Annotated in this window: 19 protein-coding genes; 15 read left to right on the top strand and 4 right to left on the bottom strand. The window is 63.9% G+C overall.

Going from position 1 to position 18,499, the window contains the following annotated elements:
- A partial coding sequence (locus GBB18_RS09685) for an LCP family protein (RefSeq protein WP_192796014.1) occupies nucleotides 1-568 on the bottom strand: 568 nt, incomplete at its 3' end.
- A 274-nt stretch (nucleotides 569-842) separates the two neighbouring features.
- Between GBB18_RS09685 and rfbD the strand changes: the two genes are divergently transcribed.
- The 4 genes from rfbD (at nucleotide 843) to GBB18_RS09665 (ending at nucleotide 4,811) form a co-directional block, all read left to right on the top strand.
- Complete coding sequence (gene rfbD / locus GBB18_RS09680; protein ID WP_151641527.1) at nucleotides 843-1,721, top strand: dTDP-4-dehydrorhamnose reductase; 879 nt, start codon at nucleotides 843-845, stop codon at nucleotides 1,719-1,721.
- Nucleotides 1,718-2,614 (top strand): glycosyltransferase family 2 protein, encoded by an 897-nt coding sequence (locus GBB18_RS09675; RefSeq protein WP_151641526.1) that lies wholly within the window; start codon nucleotides 1,718-1,720, stop codon nucleotides 2,612-2,614. Before rfbD ends, GBB18_RS09675 begins: the two co-directional genes overlap by 4 nt.
- Nucleotides 2,615-2,850: 236 nt before the next feature.
- On the top strand, nucleotides 2,851-3,984 hold the full coding sequence (locus GBB18_RS09670; RefSeq protein WP_370513277.1) for a sugar phosphate nucleotidyltransferase: 1,134 nt from the start codon (nucleotides 2,851-2,853) through the stop codon (nucleotides 3,982-3,984).
- Between the two features lie 482 nt (nucleotides 3,985-4,466).
- Nucleotides 4,467-4,811 (top strand): WhiB family transcriptional regulator, encoded by a 345-nt coding sequence (locus tag GBB18_RS09665; RefSeq protein ID WP_370513276.1) that lies wholly within the window; start codon nucleotides 4,467-4,469, stop codon nucleotides 4,809-4,811.
- 83 nt (nucleotides 4,812-4,894) lie between these two features.
- Here the strand turns inward: GBB18_RS09665 and GBB18_RS09660 are convergent, their stop codons facing one another.
- Nucleotides 4,895-5,362, bottom strand: a complete 468-nt coding sequence (locus GBB18_RS09660; protein WP_151641524.1) for a metallopeptidase family protein — start codon at nucleotides 5,360-5,362, stop codon at nucleotides 4,895-4,897.
- A 95-nt stretch (nucleotides 5,363-5,457) separates the two neighbouring features.
- Here GBB18_RS09660 and GBB18_RS09655 point away from each other — a divergent pair, with 95 nt between their 5' ends.
- From GBB18_RS09655 to manA, 4 genes are all read left to right on the top strand, one after another.
- Nucleotides 5,458-5,916, top strand: coding sequence for a DUF3499 domain-containing protein (locus tag GBB18_RS09655; protein WP_151641523.1), 459 nt, complete (start codon nucleotides 5,458-5,460; stop codon nucleotides 5,914-5,916).
- A gap of 89 nt (nucleotides 5,917-6,005) precedes the next feature.
- Nucleotides 6,006-7,382, top strand: a complete 1,377-nt coding sequence (locus GBB18_RS09650; protein WP_151641522.1) for a phosphomannomutase/phosphoglucomutase — start codon at nucleotides 6,006-6,008, stop codon at nucleotides 7,380-7,382.
- 23 nt (nucleotides 7,383-7,405) lie between these two features.
- Nucleotides 7,406-8,395 (top strand): hypothetical protein, encoded by a 990-nt coding sequence (locus GBB18_RS09645; RefSeq protein WP_151641521.1) that lies wholly within the window; start codon nucleotides 7,406-7,408, stop codon nucleotides 8,393-8,395.
- A gap of 90 nt (nucleotides 8,396-8,485) precedes the next feature.
- Complete coding sequence (manA, locus tag GBB18_RS09640) at nucleotides 8,486-9,712, top strand: mannose-6-phosphate isomerase, class I (RefSeq protein ID WP_151641520.1); 1,227 nt, start codon at nucleotides 8,486-8,488, stop codon at nucleotides 9,710-9,712.
- Between the two features lie 76 nt (nucleotides 9,713-9,788).
- Here the strand turns inward: manA and GBB18_RS09635 are convergent, their stop codons facing one another.
- Nucleotides 9,789-10,664 (bottom strand): hypothetical protein, encoded by an 876-nt coding sequence (locus GBB18_RS09635; protein WP_151641519.1) that lies wholly within the window; start codon nucleotides 10,662-10,664, stop codon nucleotides 9,789-9,791.
- Nucleotides 10,665-10,934: 270 nt separating this feature from the next.
- Complete coding sequence (locus GBB18_RS10690) at nucleotides 10,935-11,111, bottom strand: hypothetical protein (protein ID WP_192796013.1); 177 nt, start codon at nucleotides 11,109-11,111, stop codon at nucleotides 10,935-10,937.
- On the opposite strand from GBB18_RS10690, the gene GBB18_RS09630 reads away from it, so the two are divergent.
- The 7 genes from GBB18_RS09630 (at nucleotide 11,110) to hpf (ending at nucleotide 18,241) form a co-directional block, all read left to right on the top strand.
- Nucleotides 11,110-11,463, top strand: coding sequence for a DUF4259 domain-containing protein (locus GBB18_RS09630; protein WP_151641518.1), 354 nt, complete (start codon nucleotides 11,110-11,112; stop codon nucleotides 11,461-11,463). The genes GBB18_RS10690 and GBB18_RS09630 overlap by 2 nt on opposite strands.
- Nucleotides 11,463-12,092 carry a dTMP kinase gene (locus GBB18_RS09625; RefSeq protein WP_151550065.1) on the top strand — a complete coding sequence of 210 codons (630 nt, stop codon included), beginning with the start codon at nucleotides 11,463-11,465 and terminating at the stop codon, nucleotides 12,090-12,092. Before GBB18_RS09630 ends, GBB18_RS09625 begins: the two co-directional genes overlap by 1 nt.
- Nucleotides 12,093-12,096: 4 nt before the next feature.
- The gene (gene mtrA / locus GBB18_RS09620; protein WP_151529483.1) at nucleotides 12,097-12,777 is read left to right on the top strand and encodes an MtrAB system response regulator MtrA; all 681 of its coding nucleotides are present in this window, start codon (nucleotides 12,097-12,099) and stop codon (nucleotides 12,775-12,777) included.
- A gap of 19 nt (nucleotides 12,778-12,796) precedes the next feature.
- Nucleotides 12,797-14,884: an MtrAB system histidine kinase MtrB gene (mtrB, locus tag GBB18_RS09615; RefSeq protein WP_304503161.1), complete on the top strand. Its 2,088-nt coding sequence runs from the start codon at nucleotides 12,797-12,799 to the stop codon at nucleotides 14,882-14,884.
- Nucleotides 14,865-16,679, top strand: coding sequence for an LpqB family beta-propeller domain-containing protein (locus GBB18_RS09610; RefSeq protein WP_151550064.1), 1,815 nt, complete (start codon nucleotides 14,865-14,867; stop codon nucleotides 16,677-16,679). Before mtrB ends, GBB18_RS09610 begins: the two co-directional genes overlap by 20 nt.
- 189 nt (nucleotides 16,680-16,868) lie before the next feature.
- On the top strand, nucleotides 16,869-17,381 hold the full coding sequence (locus GBB18_RS09605) for a ComF family protein (protein ID WP_225990279.1): 513 nt from the start codon (nucleotides 16,869-16,871) through the stop codon (nucleotides 17,379-17,381).
- A gap of 188 nt (nucleotides 17,382-17,569) precedes the next feature.
- Nucleotides 17,570-18,241, top strand: a complete 672-nt coding sequence (hpf, locus tag GBB18_RS09600; RefSeq protein ID WP_151550062.1) for a ribosome hibernation-promoting factor, HPF/YfiA family — start codon at nucleotides 17,570-17,572, stop codon at nucleotides 18,239-18,241.
- The last annotated feature ends 258 nt before the right edge of the window (nucleotides 18,242-18,499 follow it).

Below are 18,499 nucleotides of genomic sequence, written 5' to 3'. Positions count from 1 at the left end.
CGCCGCCGACAGCATCGGTGAGCAGCACGAAGCCGAGCAGGCCCACCTCCGCGTAGTGGTCCACGGTAATACCGGTGAGATCCGCAATGGCGTTGATCAGGCCCTTGCGGCCGGCGTCTTTGGATTGGCGGGCAATCTGCTGCTGATCACTCATACCCTCCTTGTTCAGGCGCTCGACCTCCTTGGCCTTGTGTGCGGCAAAAACACCGTTGATCTTGAGATTGCCGAACTCGCCGTCATGAACATAGGTATCACGCGGAACGGAGATGGCGGTGGCGGAGGATCCATCGGAGGGCACACGAATCACCATGATGGTGTCGGTGTTGTCGTTTTGCTCATCACCGGCGTGCAGCATGTCGATCTCCTCGGGGGAGAGCGAGTTGCCTTGGGCGTCGGTGCGGGAGTCAGAGCCTACGAGCAGGATGTCGGTGGCGCCGTCACTGGGGGCGTCCGAGCCGAGGCCGAGTGCGAGGTTGCCCGCGCTGGCCACATCCGAGCCGATTCGCCCCACAGAGAAGTAGCCGAGGCCCGAAATGGTCAGCACCATCACCGACAGCACCGCAACCATGGCCCGCCACCCTTTGGGGCCGGCCTGCTGCAGCTCGACGCCCGCTTTGGGGGCAGGGCTGATGTCGCGAACATAGCGTTGACGGTTCGAGCCTGACACGGGTGCTACACGCTCCTGACTGTGGCGCAACAAGGATCTGCTCCGCACCCAGCGTGCCGCGTGCGGACTGTGCTGCGGGGCGCTACGGATACCCGCTGCGCTGACAGCATATGAGATTCTAGTGACAAAGCACCAACAATTCCTAGACGCCGCCCGTCAATTCCCAAGGACACTCATGCGTATTACCGTCACCGGAGCCGGGGGTCAGCTTGGCCGCGCCCTCCGCCTCACCTGCCCACCCGAGCGCCGCAAGCACCTCACCTGGCTCAGTCGCAGTGAGCTGGACATTACCTCCCCGCAGCAGTGTGCGCTTATCGACGCCGATCTCATCATCAATACCGCCGCCTTCACCGATGTGGACGGCGCGGAGACACAGCCCGCTGCGGCTGCGGCCGGTAATACCCGTGGCCCCCAGCTACTCGCCGAGCATGCCGCTCGTACGGGGGCCTTCTTGGTGCATGTGAGCACCGATTATGTGATGGGTGGCGGGGCGGCGCCCGCCCCGCAGCCGGCTCCGGAGGATGCGCCCTGCCATCCGGACACGGTGTATGGGCGCACCAAGCTCGCCGGGGAGCAGGCCATCGTCGCCAGTGGAGCCAACGCCACGGTGGTACGCACCGCGTGGGTGTATTCAGGGCAGGTGCTGCCCGAGGCCCGCGATTTTGTATCGACGATGCTGCGGCTGGAGCGCGAGCACGACACGCTCACCGTGGTGGATGACCAATGGGGCAATCCCACCTTCGTTCTTGATCTCGCGCGAGGGCTGTGGGAGATCGTCGATAAGCATGAACAGGGCCAGTCCCTGCCGCAGGTGCTGCATTGTGTGGGCGGAGGAGAGGCCGTGACATGGTGCACCCTGGCCCGCGAGACCTTCCGAGCAGTGGGGGCTGATCCGGCACGGGTGAAGGCCGTGGACTCCAGCGCCTATCCGCGCCCGGCGCGCCGGCCTCATAACTCGGCCTTGGGTACTCGGGCGTGGGAGCGTGCCGGGTTGACGCCGCTACCGGAGTGGCGCAGCGGGGTGCGCCGTGCGGTGAGCGGTAGCATGGAGTGATTGTGGATACCAATGCTCTAGCCATCATCACCGTGACCTATTCTCCTGGCCGTCATCTGCGGGAGTTCCTCGATTCCCTCCCCGCGGCTACCTCTCGGCCGGTGCGCGTGGTCATGGCAGACAATGGCTCCCGCGATGGCACCCCCGAGGCAGCCGAGCGGGACTATGACTGTGCGGAATTCCTGCCCACCGGCGGCAACGTGGGCTACGGCCATGCCATCAATATTGCCGCCCAGCACCTGCACGCCGCGCGGGCGGCGGGGGAGGTGGACCCGCGCTATCTGCTCGTGGTCAATCCCGATGTGGTGTTTAGCCCCGGCAGCATCGATACGCTCGTGACTACCGCTGCGACCTGGCAGGGCTCGGTGGGGTCGGTGGGACCGTATATTAAGGAACCCGATGGCTCTGCGTATCCTTCCGCGCGCGCCGTGCCCACGCTCGGTGTGGGCATCGGGCACGCGCTATTAGGCGGGGTGTGGAAGAACAATCCGTGGTCCCGCCGCTACCGCAATGATGCGGATATGAGCACCGCCCATACGGCTGGCTGGCTCTCTGGTTCCTGCCTGCTGCTCAACTGGGATGCCTTCGACGCCATCGGCGGCTTCGATGAACGCTATTTCATGTACATGGAAGATGTTGATCTCGGAGATCGTTTGGGTCGGGCCGGCTATGAGAACGTCTTTGAACCTGCGGCCGTGATCACTCACGCCAAGGGGCATGTGGCCGATCGGGAACCCGCTCGGCTGCTGCCCGCGCACCACGAATCCGCCTATCGTTTCCAGGCTGATCGCCATCCCAAGGCCTATCATCTGCCGTTGCGCGTCGCCCTGAAAGTGGGGTTGAAGTTGCGAGAGATCCTCGCCGTCGCGCGGGCGCGCCGCAGTGGAGACTAGCTGCGCGCGGAGACTGCCGCCCCCCAGCGGGAAGCGCCGATGACGGTGTCGCGCCCTGTGAACAGCACCACCGATATTTGCCCAGACGCGTGGGCGTGCCGCGACCGACGCGGGCGCGCGCTGGGATAGATTACAAGGAAAGCACCACTGCTTTGGCTGCGGCCCACCCCTGCGTGCAGCCTGCGCCTTAGACGTGGGCGGGACTATTGAGATAAGTAAGGTACAAGCACTCGATGATGAGCTCACCCCACACATTCGATCCGGTGTCGACGACCCTGACCGAGGGTACCGAGGTACCGGCGCGCGAGGTAGATGCCGTGATCTTGGTCGGAGGCAAAGGTACGCGCCTGCGCCCGCTGACGGTGAACACACCGAAGCCCATGCTTCCCACCGCCGGCGTGCCCTTCCTGCAGCACCTGCTCGCCCGTATCAAGGCGGCCGGCATGACGCACATTGTTCTCTCCACTTCCTATAAAGCCGAGGTATTCGAGTCCTACTTCGGCGACGGCTCCGAGTTTGGGGTCGAGATCGACTACGTGGTGGAGGAAGAAGCCCTCGGCACCGGCGGCGGCATTCGGAACGTGCTGGAGAAGCTGCGCTATGATACCGCGCTCGTGTTCAACGGCGACGTGCTCGGCGGAGCGGATCTAGGAGCCCTCTTGGACACCCATGCGGCGAACGACGCGGACGTGACCTTGCACTTGGTGCGGGTGGCGGATCCGCGCTCTTATGGCTGTGTGACAACCGACAGCGATGGGCGCGTGGTGGAGTTTCTGGAAAAGACCCAGGACCCGCCCACCAATCAGATTAATGCCGGCGCGTATGTGTTCTCTCGCTCGGTGATTGAGACCATCCCCGCCAATCGCAATGTCTCCGTGGAGCGCGAGATTTTCCCGCGCCTCTTGGAGGAGGATTGCCGCGTGTTCTCCTATGTGGACAACTCCTATTGGCGCGATATGGGCACCCCGGAGGACTTTGTTCGTGGTTCTTCGGATCTGGTTCGCGGTATTGCCCCCTCGCCGCTGTTGGCTGGGTGTACCGGCGAGTCCGTGGTAGCTCCCTCCGCAGCGGTGCGCGATGGCGTGCTGCTGCTCGGCGGCACGGTGGTGGGGCGTGGCACTGAGATCGGCGCCGGCTCCCGCCTCGACGCCACCGTGGTATTCGATGGCGCCACTATCGAGCCGGGGGCGATCATCTCCAATTCGATCATCGGTGCGGGGGTGCATATCGGCCCCAATACCCACATTCACGATGCAATCGTGGGCGATGGTGCCACCTTGGGGGCGCGCTGCGAGCTGCGCGGCGGGATGCGTGTGTGGCCGGGGGTGTCCATTCCGGATGGCGGCATTCGCTTTTCGACGGATGCCTAAGGGCCCGCGGTAGCCGATGTAAGTAGCCTGCGCTCTGGCGGCGCACGATGGACGCGCTGAGGGCGCGATGGCATATATGGCCGGCAACATCTATATGTAGTACCCCCACGCCTCACACCCGAGGCTGGGGGTTTGTTAATTCTGTGACGAATGTGGCGATTATCCAGCTAATTTGCGCATTTTTATCCAGGGAGGGCTGAAGCGGCTTGACGATATCTAGGCCCGCGTGTGTAATCACAAGTGTGTAACTGGCTCGCATTCCCTCTCGCTAGCCGGAGTCAAAAAATCCACCCAGTGGTGGGTGGGTGCGCAACGTTCCTTGGTGAAATTGACACGGAATGTTCCACCCCGAATACTGTCGGACTGATCTAGTGAGAGATAGCGGTGCGGGCTGCGCGCGAGACGCGCTGAGGAAGTAGCAAAGAGATCACGCCGGCAAAGAAAGGGGGCTTGACGTGGAAAATAAGGCCGATCACCTAGTGATTAGCAGCGCCGAGGGTGAGTACCTCGATACTGATGCGCAGGATCACAGCGATGCCACCACCCGTTCCGCTGCGGCGGAATCCTCCTACGGTGAACTTAGTTTTGATGATCTCTTCGGAGCCGTCGAGCAGGAATGGCACGACCAGGCGCTGTGTGCACAGACCGACCCCGAGGCATTCTTTCCCGAGAAGGGTGGCTCCACTCGTGAAGCCAAGCGCATCTGCAAGGCCTGCGGTGTCCGCGATGAATGCTTGGAGTATGCCTTGTTGCACGATGAGCGCTTCGGCATTTGGGGCGGACTCTCCGAGCGTGAACGTCGCCGCCTGAAGAAGCAGCTCGGCTAACACTAGCGATAACTCTGCTTAGAGCAGCCTAGACCCTCGAGGTCTAGGCTTTGTTCTTTTATCGCCGGTGTCGTGCGCCGTTATTAGAGCTCGAAGCTGGGGTCAATCACGGTGGGGGCCACGTTGAGGAATGATGCCACTAGGGCCACCAGCACCGTATCGAGCAGCTCGGCCCGCTCTTGGGGGGTGGGTGCACGCAGCTCGATGGGCTTGCGGAAGAGCACGATGCGCGGACGGGTGGGATTGCCATAGCGATCCACCCCTGCCGAGATGACGCGCCCGAGGGGCACAGGGCCGTCCGAGGCGATATCGTCTGGCAGGATCGTCAGGTCGGTGCGTAGTCGCATGCGTGGAATCATGTCGATGGCAATATCGAGGTGGTCTAACTCGGCGGCGAAGCGGGCCTGAATAGGGGCATAGGCCGCTAAGACGGCGCGATCAAAATTTTCGCTGCGGCTGACAAACCGAGGCAGGGCCGCGGGCATCAGTGGCCCACGCACCCCGCGACCTCGTCGGTCGCGAGAGCGGAGGCGGGCAGGAAGGGGGCTCATAGATTCCCACTCTATGTGGCGGCAGCGATCAGATGGGTGAGGCGCCACCGCCAAGGACTGTCTAAACCTTGACTAACAGTCTAGACTTTTGGGACGTGAGCCAATTTCGTCGTTGTTCCCGTCCTGGCTGCGGCAAGCCTGCCGTGGCAACGCTGACTTATGCCTATGCGGAGTCCACTGCTGTAGTGGGGCCGCTCGCTGCCCGCAATGAGCCCCACAGCTGGGACTTGTGCGCAGATCACGCTGCCCGCATCACGGCCCCCTTAGGTTGGGAGATGCTGCGCGTGGACGGCATCGATACGGGGCTGCACGACGATGATGAGCACCTCACCGCCCTCGCCGAGGCTGTGCGCGAGGTGGGTAAGAATGCCTCTGGGCTCGTGCCGCGTTCGGCCTTAAGTGAACATGGCTCTAGCACCCGCGCCGACGCTCAGCAGCGCGCCCGCGATGCGGACAACCGCCGACACCCCGCGCGCAGTCGCCAAGATCGCCCCAAGGGCGCGGTGGGCAAGCGCCACCTCTACATTGTTCCTGCTGAGAACGAGGAATCCTAAGCGGCGGCAGCCGTGTCCGTGCGGCGGGCTATAGTGGTCGGTACGTTTTTAATCCAGTAGATCTACGTGCCTGCAAAGGAAAGAACTTTATGCGCTCGCCAGAGGCAGTCCATGCTGTAGTGAAGGCCTACGATATCCGCGGGGTCGTCGGGGAGAGTATCGACGCAGAATTCATGTACGACACCGGCGCCGCTTTTGGGCACCTGATCTATGGTGAGGGGTCCCGCCTGCTGGCCATCGGTCACGACATGCGCCCGAGTTCTCCGGAGCTCTCCCAGGCCTTCGCCGACGGTGCCGCTTCTCAGGGCGTGGACGTAATTCACTTGGGGCTGGCCTCCACCGATGAGCTCTACTACGCCTCCGGGGTGCTCGAGTGCGCCGGAGCGATGTTCACCGCCAGCCACAACCCCGCCCAGTACAACGGCATCAAGCTCTGCCGCTCTGGGGCGAAGCCGGTGGGGCAGGAGACCGGGCTGGCCGATATCACCGAGATGCTCATCGAGGGCGTGCCGGTGTTCGAAGGCGAGCCCGGTAACACGGAAAGCCGCGACGTACTCGAGGGCTATGTGGACTATCTCAACGAGCTGGTGGATATCTCCTCCATCCGGCCGCTGCGGGTAGCCATCGACGCCGCCAATGGCATGGCGGGGCTGACCGCCCGAGCGATGTTCGCCGATAGCCCCATCGAGGTCGCAGACCTCTACTTCGAACTCGACGGCACTTTCCCCAACCACGAAGCCAATCCGCTCGACCCGAAGAACCTGGTGGATCTCCAGAAGTTCGTGCTCGACACCGGCGCCGACGTCGGTTTGGCCTTCGACGGCGATGCCGACCGCTGCTTCGTGGTGGACGAGAAGGGCCAGCCGGTAAGCCCCTCGGCGATTTGTGCCCTCATTGCCGAGCGCACTCTGCGCGAGCACCCCGGTGCGACGATCATCCACAATCTCATCACCTCCAAGAGCGTGCCGGAGATTATCGCCGAGCACGGCGGCACCGCCGAGCGCACCCGCGTGGGCCACTCCTTCATTAAAAAGACGATGGCCGATACCGGAGCGAAGTTCGGCGGCGAGCACTCTGCGCACTACTACTTCACCGACTTCTTCAATGCCGACTCCGGCATGCTGGCCGCGCTGCACGTCCTCGCCGCCTTGGGGGAGCAGGACGCCCCGCTCTCGGAGCTAATGGCCCGCTATAACCGCTACGCCGCCTCCGGCGAGATCAACTCTGTGCTGGAGAATGCGCAGCAGCAAGAGGAGCGTCGCGAAGCAGTGGTCGAAGCCTTCGCCGACCGAGCGGAATCCATCGACCGCCTTGATGGCGTGACCGTGGAACTGGCCGGCACTCCCGCTTGGTTTAATGTCCGCGCCTCCAATACCGAGCCGCTGCTGCGACTCAACGTGGAGGCACCCACCGCTGCGGATGTGGAGGAGCTCGTGAACGAGATCCTCGGCATCATTCGCGCCTAACCCGCCGCCAGGGGCCGCCACCCATGATGAACCAGCAGGAACTCTTCGACCTGTCCCACGAGGGCGCCCAAATCCGCGCCATTGCCAGCGCCGTGCGCGAAGGCACCCTCGAGCTGAGTATCTCGCCGCGGGCGATCATCGTGGTGGCGCCCGACTATCTCAATCGCTGCGTGGTGCGCGCGGGGCTTGCCTTGCTGCCCAGCGCCGGGGTACCGGTGGTGTGCGTGCCGGCGCTTCCGCGCTATGCCGGGGCGATGGATGTGGTGATCATCAGCGCCGATGAAGCTCACGAGCCCCAGGCCTATGCCGCCGCTAGCACCGCCCACGCGCGGGGATGTGTGAGCATCCTGCTCAGTCCTTTCGCCTCCTATACCGCGGAGGAGACTGGGGTGACTGGGGTGCCGGCACTGCCTTCGGTGACGCAGAACTCGCCGGCGCGCACCATCGCGGCCCTCGCCGCCGCAGTCCTCGGCCTGCGCATGGACGCCGCCGGGGTGGCCGACACCCTCGACTCGATTGCCGATGAGGTGGATGAGGAACTAGCCGCCTGCCATCCTGATCGCGATAGCGTGGTCAATCCCGCGCGCTCCTTGGCCGAGTATGTCCAGGGCTCGCCGGTGGTCCACGTGGCGGCCAGTGACGATAGCGAGGAGATCGCTACCCTCATTGCGGCACTCTTTAGCCGTGCCGGCGGCGTGCACACCGCGCTATCGACGCAGGGCTATCGGCTCCACGAGGAGTCCTCGCCCAGTGCTACTGAGGACATCTTCTATGACCCGTTCCTCGACGAACCGCCGACGGTGCTATCCTCGAAGGTTGTTGTTTGGGCACTCGGCTCTATAGCCGATCTTGTGATGCCTATTGAAGCGCGCTGCGAATACTGCGAGAATCATTCAGCAGACACAGCGGACGCGCTGCCACTCGGAGACGCGCACCCAGCCGACTCCGAGTCACTTGCACCAGGCTTAAGGCTCATTGCACGCGCGTGGGCAGCCAGCTGCGCCACTGCCTAAATATGCAGCGCACTGGCTTCGCGTGTAGTTGCATGAGCCGCTTTAAGGCGTGCGCCCGCAAAGCGCAGGCCAAGGAGGTAATAGAAGTACATGCACCGTCTCGAGGGGATCGAGCGGGCCTATCCATGGGGTTCCCGCACCGCCATTCCACGGCTGAAAGGGGATCAGGCCCCCGCGCCGCATCCCATCGCCGAACTGTGGTTTGGGGCGCACCCGGCTTCTCCTTCCACGGTGGACGGCGAGCCGCTGAGCGAGCTCATTGCCCAGCAGCCCAGCGCGTGGCTGGGCGAGCGCATCGCCGATCGCTACCAGAACCGGCTGCCGTATTTGGTGAAGATTCTCGCCGCCGATGAGCCCTTGAGCCTCCAAGCCCATCCCTCGAAGCAACAAGCCGAGGATGGCTGGGAGCGGGAGAATGCCCTCGGTATTCCGGTAGGCGGGGCGCAGCGCAACTACAAGGACGATAACCACAAGCCCGAGGTGCTGGTGGCGCTGTCCGAGTTTGAGGCCATGGCGGGCTTCCGTCCCCTCGCACAGACGATTCAGCTGCTGCGCCAACTGAACTGCGCGGCCATGGAGCGCTACCTGCACATGATTGACGATGGCCAGGCGCTCGCGGAGAAGGAAGAGGAAAACCGCCTCCGGGCGCTGTTCACCACCTGGATTACCATTCCCACCGCCGCCCGGGCGGAGCTGATTCAAAGCCTCATCGACGCCATCGACGCTCTCGATGAGACACAGGTGGAGCCGTGGATCGCCCACACCGTGCACAATGTGCGCGCCATCAATGAGCGCTATCCCAATGACATCGGCGTGCTGGGTGCCTTGTTGCTCAACCACGTGCGGCTCGAGCCCGGCGAGGCAATCTATTTGCGTGCCGGCTCTCTCCACGCCTATCTGCACGGGGTGGGCGTGGAAGTGATGGCCAACTCGGACAATGTGCTGCGCGGTGGCCTCACCACCAAGCATGTAGACGTGCCCGAGCTGGTGAAGGTCTTGGGCTTCGCCCCGCTCGTTGATCCCTTCGTGACAACGCAGAGCACCACTCAGGCGGGAACCACCATCACCCGCTATCCCGTTCCGATCGAGGATTTCACGCTCTCGTGCGCGCACATCGACGCTGCGAACCCGCCGCTCGACCTGCAGCTCAGCGGCCCCACCATCCTGGTGGCCACCGCCGGCGAGCTGACGGTCACCGATGCCGCCGGCGAGCAGCTGACACTTCGCCCCACCGAGGCGGTGTGGATGGATGAGCGCGATCGCGCTGTGAGCGTGGCCACCAGCGAGAGCGCCCACCTATTCTGGGCGTTCGCCTAAACACCCCAAGAACCCACAAAACGGCCCCCATCCTCAAGGAGGGGGCCGTTTCTGCTATTTGGATAGGGCGTCCGAGTTAAGAGCTTTCGGTGTTCCGCGGCGAGCTCACTGTGGGGCCGGTGCTCGTAGTATCGGCGCCGGCGTTCTCCTTCGCCGAGGAAGGCTGCGCGGCCGAGCTGCTCGGGGCGGCGGAGGAGGGCGCAGGGCTGCGCGGCTGGGAGCGGCTCGGGGCTGTGCTCGTCGCGCTCGGTTGGGTGCTGCTGTGTTCATCCGCAGAGCGCTCGCTGGGCTCTACGGCGGCGGAGCTGGTCGGCTCGCTCGAAGGCGTGCTTGTTGCCGTGCTCTCCGCGGGTGCATCCGTGGTGCTGCTCGGCACGGGCTCGACGTCCCCACTGGTCGGGGTGTAGGTGTCATCATCCTGCGGCGTCGTAGTCGTGCTGCTCTCCGAGGAGGTGCTAGCGGAATCACTCGTGCTCGGAGTGGAGGAGCTGCTGCTGATTGCCGGGGTGGAGGGCTCGCCCGTGCCAATGATCGGGGGAATACTCGGGAGGAACGACGGCAGCTGGGGGCTTGTAGTCGCGGTTTCGCCGGTGGTAGGCAGGCGCAGCACCTTGGTGGGCGGGGCCGTGCTACTCAGAGGCGCCCCGAGGGCCTGCGGGGTCGAGCTGCGACTGGGGGCGAGGGGCGTCATGCGGGAAGGGCTGGCCTGGTACTCGGCCGAGCTATCCTCGTCCTCTCGGCGCTCCGGCTCGCTCGATGCCTCGGTGGAGGACGAAGAAGAGACGCTCTCGGATCCATTGACCGAGACATAGCCGCCGCGGGTCTCCGTGGATCCTTCGCTGCGGCCATTATTAGGGGCCGAGAGCCACCATGCGCCGACACCCACGATCAGTGCGATCGCCAAGCCGGCGGAGGTGAACAGGAAGAATCGCTTCAGGTCGGTATCGACCATCGCTCACCTCATCTTCCGCTCGGCGGGCCTCGTGCACCGCTCATGAGCAAATATAACGAATCTATAACTCGCCATGGACGATAACACGAATAGGGGGGCCGTGAAAAGAGCGATAAGCAAGAAATGTTGGGCGCCGTGGCGCTTGTGCTTGACAGCGGGGACATCAGACCTTAACCACGCTGTGCCCATAGGTCCGGCTCATAAGCCCATTCCGCCGCGCCGCGCGCATTGCGGTTCCAAGCACCGGTGGCGACAAATATTGCGGCGACGTTAGGCGTGGTAGATATGGGATAAACACGCGTGATCGCCCTTATGCAGTCCCTCGTCCTTCGGCCAGCTGTACTGCGCCTGTGCCACTGTGGCGGAGGCGGGCACCAGCTGGGTGAGGTCTGCGGCGGTGGCGTGGCCGGAGTGAATACTGAACAAGCACGTGAGTGAGGTCAGCATGAGTAGTTGGGATGAAAGCATTTTCACCGAGGACGTCAACGTGGAGTTTCTCGATGAGCTCTCCGCTCTCGACGGCGAGGAGATTATCGAAGCTGTCGACGATGCCTGCACGCTAGCCCTGCGCCAGCCCGAGGTGTCCGACGCCGAGCTGCACAATGGGCTCGCCGCCGCCACGATCGCCGCCATCTGGGCCGGCGCGCCCTATAGCGCCGGTGCGGTCGTGGAGGACTATCCCTTCATCCGCGAGTTCAGCGGCGCGGGCTCCGAGGAGCTGCGCGAGACCGCGGCCGAGCTTTTGGAAACCTCGGTCGAGGACGCAGACATCGACGTCTTTCTCGAGGCGCTTAACTAATGCTGGTTGCCGTCGAAGGAATTGACGGGGCAGGAAAAAACACCCTCGTCACGGCGTTGCAACAGCGCATCCCCAGCATGGAGGTGCTCGGCTTTCCCCGCTATGAGGTCTCCGTGCACGCCCAGCTCGCCGATAAGGCACTCAAGGGCGGAATGGGTGATCTCATCGACTCGATTCACGGCATGGCCACGCTCTTCGCCCTCGACCGCTTGGGGGCGCGGGAGCAGCTGGCCGCCGCGGCAGCTGATCCCGCCCAGGTGCTGGTGCTCGATCGCTATGTGGCCTCCAATGCCGCCTATACCTCGGCGCGGCTGTCCGATGAGTCCGCAGCGCAGTGGGTGGCGGAGCTCGAGTTCACCACCTTTGGTCTGCCCGCGCCGGATGTGCAGGTGCTGCTGGATACGCCGGTGCAGATGGCGGCGGCCCGAGCGCAGCGTCGTGAAGCGCAGGATGCCACCCGCACCCGCGATGCCTATGAGCGCGACGCGGATCTGCAAACGCGCACGGCATATGCTTATCGACGCCTCGCTGCGGAAGGATGGGGCAGCCCGTGGATTGTGGCCGCCCCGGAGGATTCGCCGGCGAAGACAGCTGAACGCATCATGAATACATTAGGTATGGAATTATAAAACTATGGGTGCACCGAAAATTCTCGTCGTAGATGACGATCCCGCAATCTCTGAGATGCTGGTCCTCGTGTTGAAGACCGAGGGCCTGCAGGCGATCCCAGTTCTCGATGGCGCCGAGGCCGTGAGTGCTTTCGAGCAGCATCAGCCCGATCTCGTGCTGCTGGACCTCATGCTGCCCGGCATGAATGGCATTGATATTTGCCGTGTCATTCGCCAAAACTCCACCGTGCCTATCATCATGCTCACCGCTAAGACGGACACCGTGGACGTGGTGCTCGGGCTGGAGTCTGGGGCCGATGACTATGTGAATAAGCCCTTCAAGGTCCAAGAGCTCGTGGCGCGTATCCGGGCGCGGCTGCGCCGCGCCGATGAAGAGCCCGGCGAGCACTTCGAGATCGGTGGACTAAAGATCGATGTGCCGAGCCACTCCGTCACCCGCGATGGGGAGGAAACCCAGCTCACCCCGATCGAGTTTGATCTACTCACCGAGCTGGCCCGCAAGCCTGGTCAGGTGCTATCCCGTGAGGAGCTGCTGGAAAAGGTCTGGGGCTATCACAATGCCTCCGATACCCGATTGGTGAATGTGCACATTCAGCGCCTGCGCGCCAAGATCGAGAAGAACCCCGAGAACCCGCAGATCGTATTGACCGTGCGCGGCGTCGGCTATAAGACCGGCGCAGTGTAGGGCGAGCCGGCTCATTGTTGTGACCATCCGCCAACTCAAATCCGAGGCGCGGCGACTGCGCTACACCGTCGCCCACAAGTGGAACACATCACTGCAGATCCGAGTGATTGGATCGATCTTCGTGGTGTGTGCCCTTGTCGTGCTCATTTTGGGCTTGTCCATGATCTCGATCACCACGCAGCGGCTGGTGGACGCCAAGCTGGACATTGCCAATTCGGAAATCGATAGGGCGCGCCAGACCGTGGAGCAGCAGATCGCCTCCATTGATTCCGCCACCAGCTTGCAGCTGCAGGTGAACTCGGCGCGCTCGGCGCTGGCGGCGCGCGCCGGCGGACCGGTAGCGGATAAAGCCGCGGTGTATGAGCCGGTCGTGGTAGTCAATAGCGACAACGATGCCGATGTGATCAGCTCCCCCGAGGGCTATCAGATTCCGCCCCGCTTGCGTCGCTTTGTCAGTGAGGGGCAGGTCTCCTATCAGTTCACCGTGGTGGACAATGCGGATGGCAGCAGCGTGAAATCGCTGATCATCGGCACGCCGACTGATTCTGGGGTGCCGGATCTGCAGGTGTATCTCGTGCTCTCGATGGAAAATGAAGAGCAAACCCTGGCGCTGATGCGGGGCCTCTTCGCCGCCGGTGGCGTGGTGTTGCTGGTGCTGCTGGTGGGAATCTCGTGGCTGCTCACCCAGCAGATCACGGGGCCGGTGCGCTCGGCCTCGCGTATTGCTCAGCGCTTCGCCGACGGGCACTTCCGCGAGCGCATGGTGGTTGATGGCGAAGACGAGATGGCGCGCATGGCCATGAGCTTTAACTCCATGGCCGAGGAGCTCTCCAAGCAGATCGACCAGCTCAAGGAATACGGCGACCTGCAACGACAATTCACCTCCGATGTCTCCCATGAGCTCTCCACCCCGCTGACCTCGGTGCGTATGGCCGCGGAGTTGATCGCCAATCAACGTGAGGAGCTGGATCCGCTCACCCAGCACGCCTCCGATGTACTCATCCGTGAGCTCGACCGCTTCGAGGACCTACTCAAAGACCTCTTGGAGATCTCCAAACACGATGCTGGAGTGGCGACGCTGTCTGCCTCCGAGAGCGATGTGCGTTCGGTGGTGACCTCCGTGTGGAAACAGGTGAAGCACTTGGCCGAGAAGGTGGGGGTCTCGGTGCGCTTCGACCTGCCGCAGGAGCCGGTGATGGCCACCGTGGATCCGCGCCGCGTCGAGCGCATCCTGCGCAATCTCGTGGCCAATGCTATCGACCACTCCGAAGGCAAGCCGGTGCTGGTGCGCCTGCGCGGCAATGAGGAGGCCGTGGCCCTGGCGGTCTGCGATAACGGCGTGGGGCTCAAGCCCAGCCAAGAGGAGCTGGTATTTGAACGCTTCTGGCGGGCCGATCCCTCCCGCAAGCGCCACTCGGGCGGCACTGGGCTGGGGCTGGCCATGTCTCGCGAGGATGCGCAGCTGCACGGCGGTCGCCTCGAAGCCGTCGGCGAGCTCGGCGTGGGCACCATGTTCCGCCTCACCCTGCCGCGCCACCCGCACGAGCACGTCGAAAACTCGCCGCTGCCGCTGGATCTCGTCGACACCTCAATCTCGGTGGGCGTGACCGAGCTGCCCACCGATGAGTTCGAGGCCCAGGCGGCGGCGTCCGGCTCCGCTCTCGGCGCGGCCGCAGAAGAAGGAGATGCCACGGAGCCCGCAGCGGCAGCTACTGCTAGCCCCGCTGTCTCTCCCGCGACCGCCGCTCATGTCACCGAGCTATCGGAGGAGGAGATCGCCGAGATCGCCGATGAAGAATGGGCTCGCGCTGAATTCGGCGCCTTCGAAGATCCCGCCGCCGCGGGAGAGACCCAGCCCGGCGCAGCTGGCGAGGAGCCCGGGGGAGAGATGGATTCCACCGAGGTGTCGCAGGCGCGGCCGCCGCACCGGGACTACCTAGCCGATCTCATGGAAATCTCGGAAGAGGAGCTCGCCGCCGCGGAGCTGGAAGACTTCGGGCCGCTTGAGGACTCTGAGGGCTCCGAGGGGGCCGCCGATGCCCCGGACGCAGGCCCGCAGGAGGAGCCGCCGAAGCTGAAGGAGGACGATGATGACTGGCGCGAATAAACCCCGATCCGCCGCCCGCCGCACTGTGGCTGCGGCGGTGCTGGCCACGGCGCTATGTACCGCCGGCTGCACCAGCCTGCCCACCGATTCCGATCCGCAGGCACTACGCTCCTTCGAACCTGGGGCGGATGTGGGCGGGGAACTCACCCCCGAGCCCGGGCGGGAACCAGACCTTTTGCTGCGCGATTTCTTTACTGCCTCGGCGAATCCCAGCAAAAACTATGCCAGTGCCCGTAACTTCATGACACCCGAGGCCGCCGCCGCATGGAAAGAAAGCCCCGAGTCCAGCACGGGGGCGATCATCGTCGATCGTGTGGACCTCAACGCCAAGGGAACCCCGCGCGAGGGCACAGTCGGCTACACGGTGCGCGGCGAGGTGGTGGGCTACCTCCGCGAAGGCGGGGTCTATCAACCGGAGCATGCGTCCTTTGAGGCAGAAATGTCGCTGAAAAGGGTGGACGGAGAGTGGCGGATCGCCTCGCTGCCCGATGGGGTCATTATCGAGATGAGCGAGCTGAGCAAGCAATATCAGCCGCGCGATATCTACTTCTTCGATCCCAAGTTCCAGAGGCTGGTGGCGGATCGCCGCTGGGTCTATTCCGATCCGGATTCTCTCGACACCACGCTGCTGACGCTGTTAGCGGCGGGTCCGCGGGAGGCGTTGCGTGAGGGCGTAAAAACGGCGCTGCCGCCGAATTCCACCTTCATTGGCGAGCAAAACTCGGCCTATGAGTTCACGGGGCTGCAAACCCTCAGCTCGGAAGAGCGGCAGCTCTTCGTGGCCCAAGCCGCCTGGACCCTCGCCCGCTCCGATATCGCCGATCCCTACACCATCACCTCCGATGGCCTGCCGCTCTCGGCGGGGTCGAATACCACCTCATTATCGGATGTGGCCGAATTCAATCCCTTCGCCTCTGCAGCGGTGACCTTGCCGCTCTACGCGGTGGCGCAGGGAGAGCTGTATTCCATCGAAAATGACACCCCGGCGCGCGTTTCTACCCAGGGTGGAACCAAGGGTGTGATGCAATCGGCGGATGTTTTTGCCAGCTCCGACTCGGTGGCGGCGGTGTATTCCACCGATCCCAGCGAGGATGAGGACCCCGAGGTGTCGGCGGTGGATGAGTCGGCGAAGGACACCACCCTCTATTTCGGCGGCTTCGATGTGCCCATGAAAATGGCTCTCGAGGGGCGCAGTATCACCCGCCCCACCTTCGCCGCCGATGGCAATTCCATCTGGAGTGTGGTGGACGGCACCACCGTGGTGCGCACCGCCCGTTCCACCTCCAGTGGGGAAGTGGCCAATACCGAGGTGGACATAGATGAGCTATGGGACACGATTGACGCCGAGGAGCAATCGCGCCGCCCGCCGATCACGGCACTGCGCCTGTCGCCGACGGGCGTGCGTGCCGCGTTCATCGTGGAAGGTGATGTGTATCTGGGCACGGTGGTCTCGGAGCAGTCGGGCGAGTACGCGCTGCACGCCATCCAAAATATTGCGCCGTCTCTGGGCAACCAGGCCACCACGTTGGACTGGACGCCCACGGGTTCGTTGATCGTGGGCACCAAGAGCCAGGAAACCCCGGTGTGGCAGCTCTCCACCGATGGCTCCGAGGCGATCGCGTTGCCCAATGGCAATATCACCGCCCCGGTGCGGGGCGTAGCGGCCGGTAACTCTAACTATGTGGTGGCCGATCAGCACTCGGTTCTGCAATTGCCCATTGGCGGTAATTCCACCTTCTGGCGCGAGGTCCCGGCTTTGCAGGGAACCCGTGCGATCCCCGTGGTCGCGCGCTAAACTGCGGGCACGAGACGGCGCGGGATCGCCTTATTAGGCAGCCGCGCCGCAACGGCCCACACGGGGGAGGCTGCCATGAGCGGGGCATGGGAATGGATGCTGCCGGTGCGCTGCGCGGGATGTCACGCGCCGGGAGTACGCCTGTGCGCGCGGTGTGCGCGGGCGTTGGCGCAGCCGCCGGAACTGGTTATGCCCACTGTGGAGCTGGATGTTCCGGTATGGGCCTGCGGCCCTTATGGCGGGGCGCATCGCCAGATCATCGTGGAGATGAAAGAGCGCGGACGGGTGGATGTGATCCCGCACGCGGCGGCGGTGCTGCGAGCGGCCCTCGAGTTCATGGCCGCACGCGGGGAGCTGCCGGAGCCGCAGCGGCTGAGCCTCGTTCCGGCGCCCACCACCCGGCGCAATGCCCGCCGTCGCGGCGGCGATCATGTGACCGCGCTGTGCCGTCATACCCGCATCCCCACCTCTGAGCTGCTCTTCCGCACGCCCAGCGCCCGCGATTCGGTGGGGTTGAGTGCAGCGGAGCGGCGGCGCAACCTGAGCGGCTCGGTGCGGGTGAGGCGAGCCCCGCGGCCACTGCATCCCGTGCTGCTTGTCGACGACGTCCTCACGACGGGATCCACTCTGGCCGCGAGTCGGGCCGCGCTGGCGTATGCGGGGGTGAGGGTGATCGGTGCCATAACCTTAGCGGCGGCTTAGAGAAATCCGCGTTACTGGGCTAATGCGGGCTCGTCCTGTCCGCTAAGGGCGAACATCGTTGAGAACCCTAGAAGATTGGTCATAACCAGATGTATTCTTGAGGTGCAAGACATCATCGTCACCGCAGACCGCGGAGGAGCAATCCAGCCCTTCCGTTGGTGGTGGCCAACCCCGGGAGGTACACGCACGTGACTACACCTGCTGACAACACCGAGACTCTGCGCCCAGAAGCACAGGTTCGCATTACTGGACGCAACGTTGAGGTTCCCGAGCACTTCGCTGAGCGTGTCAATACTAAGCTCTCCAAGATCGAGCGCCTCGATCCCACCCTTACCTTCTTCCACGTCGAGCTGCAGCACGAGCCGAATCCGCGCCGTGCCGATCGCGCCGATCGTATTCAGATCACCGCCACCGGTAAGGGCCACTTGGCTCGCGCCGAGGCGAAGGAGGATAGCTTCTACGCCGCGCTGGAGACCGCGCTGGCCAAGATGGAGCGCTCGCTGCGCAAGGTGAAGGCCCGCCGCACCATCAGCCGTTCTGGTCACCGCGCCCCGTTGTCCACTGGCGAGATCGCCCGCGAACTCGTGGACGAGGCGAAGGCCGCCCGCGTGGAGGAGGATGATCGTTATGCAGACACCTACGCCGACAAGGTGGAGGATGTTATGCCCGGCCAGATCGTTCGTCGCAAGGAGCACACCGCTACCCCGATGAGCGTGGACGATGCTCTCTCCGAGATGGAGCTGGTGGGCCACGATTTCTACCTCTTCATCGATGAGGAGACCAACCGTCCGTCCGTGGTGTACCGCCGCCACGCTTTCGACTATGGTCTGATCGCCCTGACGGAGGATGAGGAGAGCTAGTTCCTCGACCGCCACGGCGGGAATGCCATTCGACCCGCCCGGAGCACACCAGCTCGGGGCGGGTCGCTGCTGTGTATGGTCCGCCCAGCTCGGGCGGGTTAGCTGCACCCTGGAGCCAGCCGGCGGGGCGGTGCTCTTAGGGCATGCTGCATCCTCTGCGTGCTGGGGTGCGTACAATAGGCACAGACTTGTGGGCAGCGGCGCCTTATCTTCATCTCCGATAGTGCGTTATGCTGCACGAAGCAAAAGCTTGAACGT

The organism is Corynebacterium sp. 11A (genome assembly GCF_008930935.1).
Taxonomy (GTDB): domain Bacteria; phylum Actinomycetota; class Actinomycetes; order Mycobacteriales; family Mycobacteriaceae; genus Corynebacterium; species Corynebacterium megadyptis.
This window is presented reverse-complemented; position numbering and strand designations above follow the sequence as displayed.

Excerpts from the sequence above, each read along its gene's own strand:
- GBB18_RS09605 (WP_225990279.1), top strand. The coding sequence starts at position 16,869 with ATGCCCACTGTGGAGCTGGATGTTCCGGTATGGGCCTGCGGCCCTTAT.
- GBB18_RS09670 (WP_370513277.1), top strand. The coding sequence starts at position 2,851 with ATGAGCTCACCCCACACATTCGATCCGGTGTCGACGACCCTGACCGAG.
- mtrA (WP_151529483.1), top strand. The coding sequence starts at position 12,097 with ATGGGTGCACCGAAAATTCTCGTCGTAGATGACGATCCCGCAATCTCT.
- GBB18_RS09660 (WP_151641524.1), bottom strand. The coding sequence starts at position 5,362 with ATGAGCCCCCTTCCTGCCCGCCTCCGCTCTCGCGACCGACGAGGTCGC.
- GBB18_RS09650 (WP_151641522.1), top strand. The coding sequence starts at position 6,006 with ATGCGCTCGCCAGAGGCAGTCCATGCTGTAGTGAAGGCCTACGATATC.
- manA (WP_151641520.1), top strand. The coding sequence starts at position 8,486 with ATGCACCGTCTCGAGGGGATCGAGCGGGCCTATCCATGGGGTTCCCGC.
- GBB18_RS09645 (WP_151641521.1), top strand. The coding sequence starts at position 7,406 with ATGATGAACCAGCAGGAACTCTTCGACCTGTCCCACGAGGGCGCCCAA.
- rfbD (WP_151641527.1), top strand. The coding sequence starts at position 843 with ATGCGTATTACCGTCACCGGAGCCGGGGGTCAGCTTGGCCGCGCCCTC.
- GBB18_RS10690 (WP_192796013.1), bottom strand. The coding sequence starts at position 11,111 with ATGCTGACCTCACTCACGTGCTTGTTCAGTATTCACTCCGGCCACGCC.
- GBB18_RS09635 (WP_151641519.1), bottom strand. The coding sequence starts at position 10,664 with ATGGTCGATACCGACCTGAAGCGATTCTTCCTGTTCACCTCCGCCGGC.
- GBB18_RS09610 (WP_151550064.1), top strand. The coding sequence starts at position 14,865 with ATGATGACTGGCGCGAATAAACCCCGATCCGCCGCCCGCCGCACTGTG.
- GBB18_RS09625 (WP_151550065.1), top strand. The coding sequence starts at position 11,463 with ATGCTGGTTGCCGTCGAAGGAATTGACGGGGCAGGAAAAAACACCCTC.
- GBB18_RS09630 (WP_151641518.1), top strand. The coding sequence starts at position 11,110 with ATGAGTAGTTGGGATGAAAGCATTTTCACCGAGGACGTCAACGTGGAG.